General features: G+C 71.2%; 17 protein-coding genes. 7 read left to right on the forward strand and 10 right to left on the reverse strand.

The features are described from left to right. Positions 1–179: 179 nt before the first annotated feature. The 4 genes from OOT46_RS11490 to OOT46_RS11505 all read left to right on the forward strand — a co-directional run bounded on the left by OOT46_RS11490 (position 180) and on the right by OOT46_RS11505 (position 3,321). Entirely contained in the window at positions 180–962 is a 783-nt protein-coding gene (locus OOT46_RS11490; RefSeq protein WP_265403736.1) for an EI24 domain-containing protein, read from the forward strand. 13 nt (positions 963–975) lie between these two features. Beyond that, positions 976–1,341 (forward strand): hypothetical protein, encoded by a 366-nt coding sequence (locus tag OOT46_RS11495; protein WP_265403737.1) that lies wholly within the window; start codon positions 976–978, stop codon positions 1,339–1,341. A gap of 208 nt (positions 1,342–1,549) precedes the next feature. Further along, positions 1,550–2,707 carry an MGDG synthase family glycosyltransferase gene (locus OOT46_RS11500; protein WP_265403738.1) on the forward strand — a complete coding sequence of 386 codons (1,158 nt, stop codon included), beginning with the start codon at positions 1,550–1,552 and terminating at the stop codon, positions 2,705–2,707. Then, the gene (locus OOT46_RS11505) at positions 2,704–3,321 is read left to right on the forward strand and encodes a fused DSP-PTPase phosphatase/NAD kinase-like protein (protein WP_265403739.1); all 618 of its coding nucleotides are present in this window, start codon (positions 2,704–2,706) and stop codon (positions 3,319–3,321) included. The genes OOT46_RS11500 and OOT46_RS11505 overlap by 4 nt, the downstream gene beginning before the upstream one ends. Positions 3,322–3,329: 8 nt before the next feature. On the opposite strand, the gene OOT46_RS11510 is transcribed toward OOT46_RS11505, so the two are convergent. Together OOT46_RS11510 and OOT46_RS11515 are read right to left on the reverse strand one after the other, a co-directional pair. Then, on the reverse strand, positions 3,330–3,965 hold the full coding sequence (locus OOT46_RS11510) for an alpha-ketoglutarate-dependent dioxygenase AlkB (protein ID WP_265403740.1): 636 nt from the start codon (positions 3,963–3,965) through the stop codon (positions 3,330–3,332). Positions 3,966–4,032: 67 nt separating this feature from the next. Continuing rightward, a complete protein-coding gene (locus OOT46_RS11515; protein ID WP_265403741.1) occupies positions 4,033–4,566 on the reverse strand; it encodes an HD domain-containing protein in 534 nt (177 codons plus the stop codon). Between the two features lie 188 nt (positions 4,567–4,754). Here OOT46_RS11515 and OOT46_RS11520 point away from each other — a divergent pair, with 188 nt between their 5' ends. Beyond that, positions 4,755–6,338 carry an ATP-binding protein gene (locus tag OOT46_RS11520; protein WP_265403742.1) on the forward strand — a complete coding sequence of 528 codons (1,584 nt, stop codon included), beginning with the start codon at positions 4,755–4,757 and terminating at the stop codon, positions 6,336–6,338. Here the strand turns inward: OOT46_RS11520 and OOT46_RS11525 are convergent. From OOT46_RS11525 to OOT46_RS11550, 6 genes are all read right to left on the reverse strand, one after another. After that, positions 6,335–7,093 (reverse strand): UdgX family uracil-DNA binding protein, encoded by a 759-nt coding sequence (locus OOT46_RS11525; RefSeq protein ID WP_265403743.1) that lies wholly within the window; start codon positions 7,091–7,093, stop codon positions 6,335–6,337. The two genes, OOT46_RS11520 and OOT46_RS11525, sit on opposite strands and share 4 nt — an antisense overlap. Positions 7,094–7,116: 23 nt before the next feature. Continuing rightward, complete coding sequence (locus OOT46_RS11530; protein ID WP_265403784.1) at positions 7,117–8,031, reverse strand: glycosyltransferase family 2 protein; 915 nt, start codon at positions 8,029–8,031, stop codon at positions 7,117–7,119. After that, positions 8,012–8,770 (reverse strand): PIG-L deacetylase family protein, encoded by a 759-nt coding sequence (locus OOT46_RS11535; protein ID WP_265403744.1) that lies wholly within the window; start codon positions 8,768–8,770, stop codon positions 8,012–8,014. Before OOT46_RS11535 ends, OOT46_RS11530 begins: the two co-directional genes overlap by 20 nt. 91 nt (positions 8,771–8,861) lie before the next feature. Continuing rightward, positions 8,862–9,224, reverse strand: a complete 363-nt coding sequence (locus tag OOT46_RS11540) for a 6-pyruvoyl trahydropterin synthase family protein (RefSeq protein ID WP_265403745.1) — start codon at positions 9,222–9,224, stop codon at positions 8,862–8,864. Between the two features lie 5 nt (positions 9,225–9,229). Continuing rightward, positions 9,230–9,862 carry a 7-carboxy-7-deazaguanine synthase gene (queE, locus tag OOT46_RS11545; protein WP_265403746.1) on the reverse strand — a complete coding sequence of 211 codons (633 nt, stop codon included), beginning with the start codon at positions 9,860–9,862 and terminating at the stop codon, positions 9,230–9,232. A gap of 122 nt (positions 9,863–9,984) precedes the next feature. Continuing rightward, entirely contained in the window at positions 9,985–10,746 is a 762-nt protein-coding gene (locus OOT46_RS11550; RefSeq protein WP_265403747.1) for a hypothetical protein, read from the reverse strand. 131 nt (positions 10,747–10,877) lie between these two features. On the opposite strand from OOT46_RS11550, the gene OOT46_RS11555 reads away from it, so the two are divergent. Continuing rightward, positions 10,878–11,159, forward strand: a complete 282-nt coding sequence (locus tag OOT46_RS11555) for a DUF427 domain-containing protein (protein ID WP_265403748.1) — start codon at positions 10,878–10,880, stop codon at positions 11,157–11,159. An 8-nt stretch (positions 11,160–11,167) separates the two neighbouring features. Here OOT46_RS11555 and OOT46_RS11560 read toward each other — a convergent pair whose 3' ends face one another. Further along, entirely contained in the window at positions 11,168–11,890 is a 723-nt protein-coding gene (locus OOT46_RS11560; protein ID WP_265403749.1) for a type IV pili methyl-accepting chemotaxis transducer N-terminal domain-containing protein, read from the reverse strand. Positions 11,891–12,069: 179 nt separating this feature from the next. On the opposite strand from OOT46_RS11560, the gene OOT46_RS11565 reads away from it, so the two are divergent. After that, complete coding sequence (locus tag OOT46_RS11565; protein WP_265403750.1) at positions 12,070–13,089, forward strand: SDR family oxidoreductase; 1,020 nt, start codon at positions 12,070–12,072, stop codon at positions 13,087–13,089. Between the two features lie 51 nt (positions 13,090–13,140). Here OOT46_RS11565 and OOT46_RS11570 read toward each other — a convergent pair whose 3' ends face one another. Continuing rightward, positions 13,141–13,626, reverse strand: a complete 486-nt coding sequence (locus OOT46_RS11570; RefSeq protein ID WP_265403751.1) for a hemerythrin domain-containing protein — start codon at positions 13,624–13,626, stop codon at positions 13,141–13,143. Positions 13,627–13,683 lie beyond the last annotated feature (57 nt).

Consider the following 13,683-nt stretch of genomic DNA (forward strand, 5'->3'; position numbering starts at 1 on the left):
CCCGGCGTCGTACCGAGCCGGGACCCGCCCTTCCCCCGAACCAGGGGAGCGCCCCGCTGAAAACCCTCGAACCGCTATACGATGCCGCACCATCGACGCATGTCGACCCCGTGCCGGTGTCAGAAGACCTGCCCTGGCAACGCGGCTGCCCTGACGACCCTCCACCCTCACCTCGCCCCGTGAACACCCCCCTTCCTTCCAGGCCCGCCCGCCTCGTCGCCGCCTTCCCCGCCGCCCTCTCCTGCATCGGCCTGGGCCTGCGCGACGGTCTCAAGCCCCGGCTCATCCTGCAGTCGCTGGCCATCTGGGCGGCGGTGCTGCTCGTCTGGAGCCTGGTGTTCTGGATCTTCAGCGATGCGGTGCATGCCTTGTCGCTGCATGTGGTCGACTGGATCGTGCGGGGTGCCGGGGCGCTGGTGCGCTCGGAGGCGACCGGCCCGGCCGGCCCGCCGGGCACCGCCAGCAACTTCGCCGCGGGTGTCGTGTCTTTCCTCGCCTTCATCCTCCTGTGCCTCATTACGGCCCGCCTGCTGGTCGACTTTTTCCTGATGGGCACCATCCGCGCCATCGTGCGCCCGCGCTATCCGACGCTGGAAGCCTGGGGCGGCGGCTCCTGGAAGGCCTCGCTGCGCAACACGGTCGGACCCCTCGTCACCCTGGTGCTGCTGGCCCTGCCGCTGATGCTGGTGCCGGTGCTCAACGTGGTCGCGCTGTTCCTGCTCTTCAACTACCTCAATGTGCGCGGCCTGGTGCCCGATGCGCTGGAGGACATCGCGAAGGACGAAGAAGTGCGCCGCCTCATCCAGGGCTCGCGCATCGAGATGATGGTGCTCGGCGCGCTGCTGGTGCCGGTGCTGATGATCCCGCCGCTGTCGCTGCTGGCACCGTCCGTCCTCGGCGCCAGCGTCACCCATCTGGCCTTCCGCCGGCTGCAGGCGCAGCGCCGCGGCCAGCCGGTCTAGCCGGGGCGCCGGCATGCTGTACCTGTTCTTTGGCCTGTACTGGCTGGGTGTGTCGGCCGTCTGGATCGCATCGCTGGCGCTTTGGTTGGATTCGGCACCGGTGGGCGGCTACTCGGGAGCCGCAGGCATTGCCGCCCTGATGATCGCCCTGTTGGCGGCGGCCGTGGCCTTGCTGGGCCTGGGCCCCGAGCGCGCCCTGCGGCGCCGCGACGGCGAGGAGGCGCAGGCGCAGTTGCAAAAGCTCGTCGCGTCCCAGTACGCCTTGCCGCTGGCGTGCGCGCTGGGGGCTCTGCCGGTCCTCGGCGCGGGCGTCTTCACGCTCCTGCCCGTCGCCTGGGCGGCCGTGTTCGTCGCCAGCTGGCTGCTGCGCCCGCGGTGAAGTGTGGGCCCGCCCGGCCCGGGCAGCCTTGCCGCTCTCCCCCATTTGGAGGGGATGCGGCCGGGCTGCACATGTGGACACTATCGCACCTGAACAAATCGCTGCGACATTGGGCGCCTGCCGCGCAGGCCGCCCTAGCCGCAGCGGCATAAGCCCGCCCCGCCTTCCGCGGCAGGGGCGCATTCAACGAGAGAGGGAGCCCCGGACCATGCGTCCCCCCCACCTGTTGCTGCTGAGCGTCTCGGCCGGCGCCGGCCACGTGCGCGCCGCGCAGGCCATCGAGGCGGCCGCCGCCGGCCGGCCGTCGCCGGTGCGTGTCACCCATCTGGACGTGCTGGAACTCGTGCCCGCCAGCTTCCGCAAGCTGTACTCGGAGTCCTATATCGAACTGGTCGAGCGCCTGCCGCTGCTGTGGGCCTACCTCTACCAGCGCACCGACCGGCGGGCCGAGCGCTCGGTATTCGACCGCCTGCGCCGCGGCGTCGAACGGCTCAACACGCGCAACTTGTGGGACGAGATCGAACACATCGCCCCCGACGCCATCGTCTGCACCCACTTCCTGCCGGCCGAGCTGCTCGCGCGCCGCATCAAGCGCGGCATCGCCACCCCGCCGGTGTGGGTCCAGGTGACCGACTTCGATGTGCACGGGCTGTGGATGCAGGCCGGCCTGCAGGGCTACTTCGTCGCCAACGATGAAGTGGCCTGGCGCCTGGCCGACCGGGGCATGGCGCGCGAGCGCATCCGCGTCACCGGCATCCCGGTGATGCCGCGTTTCGCCGAGCCGCTCGATCGCAGCGTCTGTGCCGAGGAGCTAGGCCTCGATCCGCGCCGCTTCACTGTCGTGATGATGGCCGGCGGCGGTGGCGTCGGCAGCCTCGACACGCTGGCCGAGCGCGCCCTCGCGCTGCCGCACGACCTGCAGGTGGTCGCGCTGGCGGGGCGCAACCAGGAGCTGCTGCAACGCCTGGAGCAGCTGAAGCAGCGCCACCCGGGCCAGCTGTTCCCGCTTGGCTTCACGCGCACCGTCGAGCGCGTGATGAGCTGTGCCGACCTGGTGGTCACCAAGCCGGGCGGCCTGTCGACCTCGGAATGCCTGGCCAAGGGGCTGCCGATGCTGCTGGTCTCGCCCATCCCCGGGCAGGAGGAGCGCAACGCCGACTACCTGCTCGAAGCCGGTGCCGCCCAGATCGCGCTCGACACCGCGAGCTTCGAGTTCAAGCTCGACCGCCTGCTGCGCGAGCGCGAGCAACTCGGCCGCATGGCGGCGCACGCGGTGCGCATCGCCCGTCCGCGCGCCGCGCACGAGGTGCTGGACCATGTGGTCCACGCGCTGTCCCTGTCCCACGCCCCGACCCTCTCCGCATGAACCGCAAATCCGCCGTGCACCCTTCGCGCCGCCACTGCCTGGCCCTGCTGGCCCTGGCCCCGCTGGAGCGCGCCCTGGCGCACCCCGCCGCGAGCTCCCCTGGGACCGCACGCCCGACCCACTGGGCCGAGCCGCTGACCTTGCCTGGCGTGCGCAATCTGCACCGCCTGCACGCGGGCCTCTACCGCAGCGAGCAGCCGACTGCGAAGGGCATGGCCGAGCTCTACCGACTGGGGGTGCGCACCGTGATCAACCTGCGCGCCTTCCACAGCGACGACGACGAGATCGCAGGGACCGGCCTGCTGAACACGCGGCTGCGGATGAACACCTGGGACGTCGAGGACGAGCATGTCGTCTCGGTCCTGCGGGTGCTGCGCCAGCCCGACAAGGGGCCTTTCCTGATCCACTGCCTGCACGGCGCGGACCGCACCGGGCTGATGAGCGCGATGTACCGCATCGTCGAGCAAGGCTGGAGCAAGGAGCAGGCGATCGAGGAGATGATGCGGGGCGGCTACGGCTGGCACAGCGTCTGGCGCAACATTCCGCGCTACATCCGCCGCACCGACGTGGCGGCGCTGCGGCGCACGCTGGAGCAGTCCCAGCCGCTCGGCTGAGCCGCGGCTCAGGCCGGCGGCCGCCGCCGGCCCGCGGCGGCGGTGCGGAAGGTGACCGAGTAGCGCAGCGCCGGGGTCGGCGCCACGCTGTGCTGCCAGCCCCAGCGGGCTTCGCCTTCCAGCACATAGGCCGAGCGCGGCGCCAGCTCCAGCGTCCAGCTGTCCCGGTGGCGCGGCTCGGCCGGCGGATAGCGACGCAAGCGCATCTCGCACCAGCCGCCCAGCGAGACACCCACCACCATCTCGAAGTCGGGCACGTCACGGTGCCAGCCCAGCGGCGTGCCGGGCGCATAGGACGCCACCAGCACGTTGGTGAAATCCTCCGGTGCCACCCGGCGCCAGGCCGCCACTTGGGCGCGCAGCGGCAGCAGGCTGTCGGGCAGCGGCAGGCCGGGCTGCAGGCGGTTGTCGTCGAAGTCGTAGCGGCTGCCGAAGCTGAGGACCCGGCGGCGCGCGGTGTAGCCCTTGTAGCGGGCAGGTGCCAGCGGCAGTTCCGCCAGGATCCGGAGCAGGTCGGCTTCCTGCGCAGCGGTCAGGAAGTCGGGCTGGTAGACGAGCCCGGCGGGCAAGGCCGCCGGCGCGCCGAACAGCTCGCCCTGGCGGCCGGCTTGCGCCACGGGCATCGGGGACGGAGATCGGGCCATGCCGCCTCTCAGCAGCCGGCATGCCGGATACGGTCGAGTCCAGCCCGGCTCGATCGCTCGCGAAGCGTCAAAGGTGGTTCGGGTAGAGCCGGATGCGCTCGCGCAGCCGTCGCTCCAGCAGGGGCGAGGCGGCGCCGAGCTCGTCGGCGATGCGCACCGCTTCCTGGCGGTAGGCGCGGCGCCTGTCCTCGGACCAGAAGCTGGGCGGGCCCGACATGTTGGCGCTGCGGTCGGCCAGCTTCACGACCCAGACCTCGCGCGGCTGCTGGCGGATGCGCTGCAGGCTGTCGGGCATGCGCTCGGCCTTGGGCAGGGCCTGGTTTTTCGTCAGCGCGAGCACGCCGGCGGCGACCGGCTCGCCGAACAGCTCCAGCACCTGGCTGTAGGTGGTGCCGGTATCTTCCAGCGTGTCGTGCAGCAGCGCGATGCACAGGGCCAGGCGCCGGTCCAGGACGGGATCGGCCGCCAGCGCCTCCGACAGCTCGGCCACCACCAGCCCGAGGTGCAGCAGGTAGGGCAGCTCGGTGCCGGGCACGGTCTGCCCGACATGGGCGTTGGCGGCGAAGCGCCAGGCTTCGGTGATGTGGTCTATCGTGTCCATGGCATCCCTTCTGTGCGCATGCTAAAGCTTCTCCGGCGCCGGCCCCGGCTTGTGAACGGTCTCGTTCACGTGTGAGGCATCTGAGGCCGGCTGGGGCTCGGCGCAGAAATGCGAGGTTCGGATACAGTTCCATCCGCCAGGCGGCGCATGATGTGTTGATCTCCGTCTCACTCCGGCAGGCCTGCATCATGTCCACCACCCGCTACCTTGCGCCTGCCGGCGCGCTGGCCGCCGCCAGGCACGCTCCGCCGCTGCCCGGCTCGCCAGAGATGCGCTGGCTGCTCGACCGCCTTCCCGCCGCCGCCTATGCCTGTGACGCCGAGGGCCTGATCACCCACTACAACGACCGGGCCTTGCGGCTGTGGGGCCGGGCACCGAGCCTCAACGACGCAGCCGACCGCTACTGCGGCTCCTTCCGGCTCTTCAGCCAGGACGGCACGCCGATCTCCCACGCCGATTGCTGGATGGCGCGCGCCCTGCGCGAGCAGCGCGAGTTCAACGGCATGGAAATCCTGATCGAGCGGGAGGATGGCAGCCGCTGGACCGCACTGGCCCACGCCAACCCCTTCCACGACGAGCAAGGCGTGCTGTGCGGCGCGGTCAACGTGCTGGTCGACATCACCGAGCGCAAGCGCGCCGAGGCCTTGCTGCGCGAGGCCGACCGCAACAAGAACGAGTTCCTGGCGATGCTCTCGCACGAGCTGCGCAACCCCTTGGCACCCATCCGCAACGGGCTGCACATCATGCGGCTGGCCCCCGGCAACGCCGAGGTGGCGAACCAGGCCTGCGACATGATGGAGCGCCAGATGGGCCACATGGTGCGGCTCATCGACGACCTGCTCGACCTCTCGCGCATCACGCGCGGCAAGATCGAGTTGCGCCGCGAGCGTGTCGAGCTGGCCCAGGTGCTGCGCGACGCGGTCGAGGCGAGCCGCCCGCAGATCGAAGCGGCGCAGCACCGGCTGGAGTTGCACTACCTCGCCACCCCGCTGTTCCTGTTCGCCGACCGCACGCGCCTGGCCCAGGTGGTGTCCAACCTGCTCATCAACAGCGCCAAGTACACGCCGGCCGGCGGCCTGATCGGGCTGCTGGTCGAGCGCCACGAGTCCGAGGTGACGATCAGCGTGCGCGACAACGGCATGGGCATTCCGCCCGAGCTGCTGCCGCACCTGTTCGAGATCTACACCCAGGGCGAGCAGCTGCCCGGGTCGGACCAGCCGGGTCTGGGCATCGGGCTCAGCCTGGTGCGCGGCCTGGTCGCTCTGCACGAGGGCACCGTCGAGGCACGCAGCGAGGGGCGCGGGCGGGGCAGCGAGTTCCGGGTGCGCCTGCCGCTGGCCGGCGACGGCGTCGCCGTGCCGCCGATCGTGGCGGACACCCAGCCGGGCGCGACAGGCGCGAGCTACCGCGTGTTGGTGGTTGACGACAACCACGATGCGGCGGTCAGCCTGGCCCTGATGCTGGAGCTGATGGGCCACCGCAGCGTCTGCGTGCACGACGGCGAGGCGGCAGTGGCCAGCGCGGCGGCCGAGCCGCCCGACGTGATCCTGCTCGACCTCGGCCTGCCGCGCGTCAACGGCTTCGAGGCCTGCCGCCGCATCCGTGCCCAGCCCGGCGGCGACCGCCCCGTGCTGATCGCGATGACCGGCTGGGGCCAGGAGGAAGACAAGCGCCGCTCGCGGGAGGCGGGCTTCGACTTCCACATGGTCAAGCCGGTGGATCCGGAAACGCTGGAACGACTGCTCGCGCAGCTGCCGGGCAGGCAGCCTTAGCCCATCAGCTGCGCTGCCAGCCGCAGGTCTTCCAACCAGAGGCCATAGGCGGCCTCGCGCTCGGGCGGGCGCAGCCGCAACAGCGCCGAAGGGTGCAGGGTGATGAGCACCGGCCGGCCGTCGGCGCGCGGCATCCAGTGGCCCCGCTCGGCCATCACCGGCACGGCGCGCGCCAGCAGCGAGCGCGCCGCGGTGGCGCCGAGCGCCACCAGGCCCTCGGGCCTGACCCGTTCGATCTCGCTCTCCAGCCAGTGGTGGCAGGCGGCCACCTCCTTCTGCGCCGGCGTCTTGTGGAGCCGTCGCTTGCCCCGCATCTCGTACTTGAAGTGCTTCACCGCATTGGTGATGTAGAGCTGCTCGCGGTCCCAGCCGAGCTCTTCGAGGGCACGGTCCAGCAGCCGGCCGGCCGGTCCGACGAAGGGGCGGCCGGCCTGGTCCTCCTGGTCGCCCGGCTGCTCGCCGACGAGCATCAGCCGGGCCGGCCCGCGGCCCTCGCCCCACACCGTCTGCGTGCCGATGAAGCCCAGCGGGCATTCGCGGCAGCCGGCGGCCTGCTCGGCCAAGGCGCGCAACGCGGACGCGGAGCGGCCGAGCAGCCGCACCCGCGGCGGCTGGGGCGGCGGACCGACGACGTTGCCGGCGGGCTCCGGCCCGTCTTCCGCCTCAGCCCGCGGCAGCACGGCATTCGCGCGGTCGTCGGGGACCGGCTGCGGGACGGCGCGCGGCGTCGGCTGGGGCGAAGGATGTCGGGGCATGGCCTCTCCGGGGGACGACCGGCTCAGGCGCGGGCCGGCAAGGGGGGCTTGCGGCGGCGTGGCGACGGGCCGCCGAGCACCGCGCGGCGCATCGCCTCCACTTCGGGCGGCAGCACGCTGCGGTGCCGCAGCGCCCAGGGCAAGCCCGGCAGGGCCTCGCGCAGCAGGGGCGCCAGCAGGCCCTGGCCGGCGGCTTCACGCCAGACCCGCCGCGTTTCGTACACCAGGCTGCGCCAGGGCAGGCGCAGCCAGGCGATCCACAGCGTGTTGCGGGCGTTCAGCACGCGGCGCCTGGCGCTGTCGCGCTGTGCCGAGGGGTGGTGGTGGCAGACCAGCTCGGGCACGTAGCTCATGCGCCAGCCCTGCGCGGCGAGGTCCAGTCCCAGCAGCCGCTCCTCGCAACCGATGAACAGCCGCGGCAGGTAGCCGCCGGCCGCCCGGAAGGCGTCGGTGCGCATCACGACGGCACCCGCCATGAAGCCGATCAGCGCCGGCCCCGGCAGGCCGCGCGCATCCAGCGGGCTGCCGGCCATCAGCTGGCAGGTCGGGTCCTCGCGCTCCTGCGGCCCCACCAGCACCCGCGCCGCAAGCGCGCCGACACGCGGATGCGTGTCCAGCAGGTCGGCGGCATGCCGCAGCGCACCTGGCGTCCACCAGCAGTCGTCGTCGCAGAAAGCCACATAGGGGGTGCGCACCCGTTCGACGCCCGCATTGCGGCCTGCCGCGCCGAGGTTCTCGGCGTTGCGCACCAGCTGCACCCGCGGGAAATGGCGCGCCACCTCTGCGGCGGTGCCGTCCCGGGAGCCGTTGTCGACCACGATGACGGGCAACTGCTCGGGCAGGGCGCTGAGGCGTTCCAGCGTGCGCAGCAGTTCGGCGCAGCGGTTGTGGCTCAGTACCACCAGGCTGATGCGCGGGTCACAGGGCACGGTCGGCAACCCGGGCACGGGCGGTGGAGGCGGTCGCACGCTGCGGCCGGGGCCGGATCGACCGCGCGTCGGAGGGCGCCAGGTGCCAGTAGTGCTCCTCGGCCAGGACGTCGGCGTAGCCGTGCGGCCCGAAGGCGCGCAGCTGGCTGGCATAGGCCATCACGGCGCGCTGCTTGTCGGCCAGCGCGCCGGGCACGCCGGGGAAGGCCGGCGTGGCGCAGATGCCGGCTTTGGCCAGCGCGAGCAGGCGCTGCTGCAGCAGTCCGGGCATGCGCCGGTACAGCGCGTCCTCGTACGCCAGCCACAGCCGCTCGGGACGCGCCTGCGCGGCGGCCATGCAGGCCTCGTGCACCAGGGTGTGGTCGGAATGGAACAGCCCCATGGGCACCACCACCGCGTCGCACGGCAGGGCATCGAGGCAGGCGAGCAAGGCGCTGGCGATCTCCTCGGGGTCCGGCGTGGCCAGGTACTGGCTGTCGAGAAAGCTCAACCAGACCGGCCGCGCGCCCAGCACGGCCAGCGCCTCGCGGTCTTCCTGATGGCGCGCGGCGACGGCTTCGCAGCTGTTGGCGAAGCCACAGCGCTGGTCCCACTCGGTGCGCAGCGCCTCGTCGGCCGGCGCGCCGGCAAACACCGTCAGCACCGTGCTGCCGGGATGTGCCGCCAGCAGCTGCCCGCAGGAAAAGACGCCGTCGTCGAGGTGGGGCGAGACGACCAGCAGATGTTCGAGCGCAGGCAGGGCGGGCATGGGCGGGCAGCGGGCTTCTGTGCTGTGGCACAACCAGCACGCCGCGTTCCCGCCCTTCCGGGGAAGCCCGGTTGGAGCGGCAAGCTCTGCTTCAGAGTGTCAGCTTGCAGGCGTCGCCCGAGGCTTCGCGCGAGACCTTGACCCAGGCCAGCGCCGGCACCTCCTCGCGCAGCGCCGCGGCGATGTAGCCGCACAGGCCTTCGAGCGTGGCGCGCCCCAGGCCCGGCACTTCGTCCAGGAAGCGGTGGTCGAGCGCGTCGCGCACCCGTGCAATGGCGGCACGCAGGTGGCCCAGGTCCATCACCATGCCGCTGTCCGGCTCGGCGGTGCCCCGCACCGCCACCTCCGCGAGGTAGGTGTGGCCGTGAATGCGCCGGCTCGACTCCGTCTCGATGCGGCGTTCCAGCGTGTGGGCGGCTTCGAAGTAGAAGCGCTGGGTCAGTTCGTAGTTCATCGTCTTCAACGGATGTTCAGCACCTTGTGCGTCTGCACGCTGAGGCGCCAGCGCGGGTCCTGCAGGCAGTGCTCGATGGCCCAGCGCGTGTTCGCGGCGACCTCCGGGCCGTCCATCGCCTGCACGAAGCGGTGCTCGAAGTCCAGCGTCGCGAGCGCCTGCAGGTCCAGCCCGGGCTGGGGCACCACGACCTTCAGCTCCTGCCCGCGCGTCTGTTTCAGCGGCGCGCCGGCCTTGGGGCTGACGCAGATCCAGTCCAGGCCCTCGGGCGCCGCGATGCTGCCGTTGGTCTCGACCGCGATCTCGAACTGCTCGGCGTGCAGCGCGTCGATCAGTGCGCGGTCGACCTGCAGCAGCGGCTCGCCCCCCGTCAGCACGACCAGGCGCCGGCCCCCGCTGCCGCCCCACTGGCCGGCCACCGTGGCGGCCAGCTGCTTGGCGTCGGCATACTTTCCGCCGAGCGTGCCGTCGGTGCCGACGAAGTCGGTGTCGCAGAAGCGGCACACGGCCTGCGCCCGGTCGGCCTCGCGGCCGCTCCAGAGATTGCAGCCCGTGAAGCGGCAGAAGACGGCGGGGCGGCCGGCATTGGCGCCCTCGCCCTGCAGGGTGTAGAAGATTTCCTTGACTTGATAAAACACGCGCGGCTCCCGGCTCGCGCGGCAGGCCGCTCCCCGGTGCGGGAGGCGGGCGGCAGCGCCGCGCGAACCCGCTATTGTCGCGCGAGCGCCACGCCTTTGCTGCCGGGCCGGCGAGTCCCTGCCTACAGCTTCCGGAATTCCGGCAGGAATCCCGGCCCGCCGATGCTCACGCGCCGCGTCGCCTTGTCGCGCCACTTGATGCGCAGCGTGAAGTCGCGCGGCGGCAGCCCGCCCAGGCAGCGCGCCATATTCGCCGCGAGCACGCCGAACTGCACGTCGGCCTTGTACTTCTTGTTGATGTCGACCAGGTCGTTGAAGACATAGGCCAGCTCGCTGTAGGCGACCGTGTAGGGCGAGCCGGCCGGGCCGGCCCGCTCGGCGCTGAAACGCCCGCTGATCTGGAAGCCGCCGACCGTCTTGTTGGAGCCGTGCAGCACCGCATAGCCGGTCGCGTAGCCGCCGTAGCTGTCGCCCACTTCGGCCTGCGTGCCGAGGCTGAAGACGCCTTCGTGGCGGCTCTGGCCGGCATCGAGCGGGCCGCGCACCTCGTCGGCGCAGGCGTGCGTCCTGAGGGTGTTGACGATGTGCCGTTCCAGGCCGGGGTCGGCCCGCATGTAGTTGGCCCACTTGTCGTTGTCGATCACGACGTCCCCGAGCGCCTTGCCGCTGAACCAGAGGTCGAAGATCTCCTGCGCATACTCGTCCATCACGACGTGGACGCCGCCCAGCAGCATGTGGGCGGTCAGCGAGAACAGCGGCGAGGCGCTGCACGACGGCCCGGGCGGCCTGTTCTGCTGGCGGTTGACGGTGCCGGTGTCGACGATGGGCCGGTGCGACTCCCCGCCCAGGGGGCCGCGGCTGCCGGCGACAAAAGGACTGCTCATGGGGATGCTCCACGCGCCGGCAAGCTCGCCCGGCGCGCCGCGAGCTTAAGGGGCGGCGCCGCCGCCGCACCATCCCTAAGCTGCCGGGCACCTAACATAGGCAGACTTCAGCCCACTGACAAGGACCCGCCATGAAGGCCATCTGGAACAACACCGTGATCGCCGAGAGCGATGACATCGTGCTGGTGGAAGGCAACCACTACTTCCCCGAGAACAGCGTCAAGCGCGACTACCTGATGCCCAGCAACCTGCGCACGAGCTGTTCGTGGAAGGGCACCGCCCACTACTACAACCTGCTCGTGAACGGCGACGCCAATCCCGACGCGGTCTGGTACTACCCGGAGCCCAAGGAAGCCGCCGCGCAGATCAAGGGCCGGGTCGCATTCTGGAAGGGCGTGCAGGTGGTCGAGTGAGTGCCCGCTCAGTCGCCCGACACGCGCAGCGCCACCTCGGCCAGTTCGTCGATCTCGCCGGTGACCTGGGTCAGCTCCTTCGCGACGACCGCGAACTCCCGACCTGAATCGCCCGAGCGCGCCGCCAGCACCTGGGCATTGAAGGCGACCATGCGGGCTTGCTTCGCGACCGACTTGATGTCGCCCATCAGCGCCAGCAGCTGGCGCTTGAGATGCTCGGCGCAGCGGCGCGACTCGGACTCGTAGATCTGGGTGATCTGGTTCAACAGCGGCAGCACCGCGCCGGCCGAGCCGATCAGGGCCTGCAGCAACGTAGCCGACTGCGAAGCGCCGGACTCCAGGGCCTGCAGCGTCTGCTCGGCCAGCGAGATGAACTCCCGGATGCGCCCATCGCCACCGGCCGCGCCGAAATAGGCCTCACGCACCTCGGCGAAGTGCGCGCCTGGCAGGCGCCCCTTGCCATGCACCAGGGTGGTGTGGCTGTCGGCAAACAAGGCCAGTGCCTCGCGCGCCGCGGCGAGCGCCAGCTCACGTCCCATCGAGGCCAGCAGCGCCTGCAGCACCAGGCGCTGCGACAGCATGCGCTGTCGCCCGGCGAGGTTGATCAGGGCCGCCAGCGTGTCGGCCGGCACCGCCGCGTCCCGCGACGCGGGCCCGGGCACCGGCAAGGGCGGCGTGGAGGCGGAGGCGGAGGCGGAGGCGCTGGAGCTGCTGGCGGACAGGGTGGGCATGGCGGACTCGCGTAGGGCCGGACGAGGCGAGGCAGGCTCGAAGCACGATCCATTCCCGAAAACAGTGGCGTTCCAGCAACCCGCGCTGTCGGCCAGGCGCCGACCGGCACATTGGTTGCCGACCTGGCTGGCAGGCGCGCCCTTGTCGCGGCGCGCCCTACTTCTCGGGAGAACGATTCATGTCCAGGACGCTGAAACCGCTGCACCAGCAGACCCTTGTCGTCACCGGCGCCTCCAGCGGCATCGGCCTCGCCACCGCGCAGATGGCCGCGCGGCGGGGGGCCCGGGTGCTGCTCGTGGCACGCGACGAGAGCGGCCTTGCCGCGGCCACCCGGCAGATCGTCGACGAAGGCGGGCAGGCGATGTACGTCGTGGCCGACGTCGGCCGGCGCGAGGACCTGCAGCTGGCGGCCGATACCGCGATCGAGAACTTCGGCGGCTTCGACACCTGGGTCAACAACGCCGGCGTGTCCATCTGGGGCAAGCTGGAGGACGTGCGCGACCGCGACCACCAACGGCTCTTCGAAACCAACTTCTGGGGCGTGGTCTACGGCTCGACCATCGCGGCGGCCCATTTGCGCGACAAGGGCGGCGCCATCATCAACCTCGGCAGCATGGCCTCGGACCGGGCCATCCCGCTGCAGGGCATGTACAGCGCCAGCAAGCACGCCGTGAAGGGCTTCACCGACAGCCTGCGCATGGAGCTGGAGGAGGAAGGGGCGCCGATCTCGGTGACCTTGATCAAGCCGGCCGGCATCGGCACGCCTTTCACCGAGCACGCCAAGAATTACACCGACCACGAGCCCAGGCTGCCGCCGCCGGTCTACCGGCCGGAGGACGTGGCTGAGGCGATCCTCTATGCGGCCGAGCATCCGCGCCGCGACCTGTTCATTGGCAGCGCCAGCAAGATGATGGGCAGCGCCAGCAACCACGTGCCGGGCCTGTTGGACTGGATCGGCCGCAAGCTGCTGGTCAAGGCGCAGCTGCGCGACGAGGCGGCCCAGCACCGCCAGGGCGCACTCTACGAGCCGGGCGGCGGCGGCCGCGTGCGTGGCGACCATCCCGGGCAGGTCGTGCGCCCCAGCCTCTATACCAAGGCCATGCTGCATCCCAAGAGCACCGGCGCCGTGGTGGTGGCCGGGCTGGCGGCGCTCGCCTGGGTGGCGAGCGGGCCGCTGCGGCGCCGGCACGTCTGGTGAGGCGTCATTGGTGCGCCCTCTCGCTGCGCGAGGTTCCTCAGGCTGCGTCGCTCAGAGCGGCGCAGCCTTGTCGGTCTGCTCGGTGACGGCCTCGCGCGGCTCGCCCTCGCGGCGCAGTTTCAATTGCAGCTGCGCCATTTCCTGGCCCAGCCGCTCCAGCTCGCCGGGCGGCAGCAGCTGCTTCACCTTGGGGAAAAGGTGCTCTTCCTCTTCTTCGTGGTGGTGCTCGGTCTGCTCCTTGAGCACCTTGAACTTGGGCTCGAAGGTGGCATCGCCGGGCTGCAGCGCCATCAGGTCGGCGAGCAGGCGCTTGAGCGACAGATGCTCTTCCAGCGACTCCAGCAGGATGTCCTCGGTGCGCTGGGCCTTCACGGCCGGGTAGAACACCTGTTCCTCGGCCGTCACATGCACGGTCAGATGGTCGGCCACCTCCGCGAAGATGCGCTTGCGCGCGGCGTCGTCCCCGGCTTCGCCCCAGGATTTCAGGCGCGCTTCCAGCTCGCGGTGCTGCTTGGTGAGAAGATCGATGGCATTCATGGTTGTTGGTCGATTCGTGGGTGACACACACTCCGCTGCCAGAGCAGATCGTGTACC

Source organism: Aquabacterium sp. A7-Y (genome assembly GCF_026153205.1).
Taxonomy (GTDB): Bacteria; Pseudomonadota; Gammaproteobacteria; order Burkholderiales; family Burkholderiaceae_C; genus Caldimonas.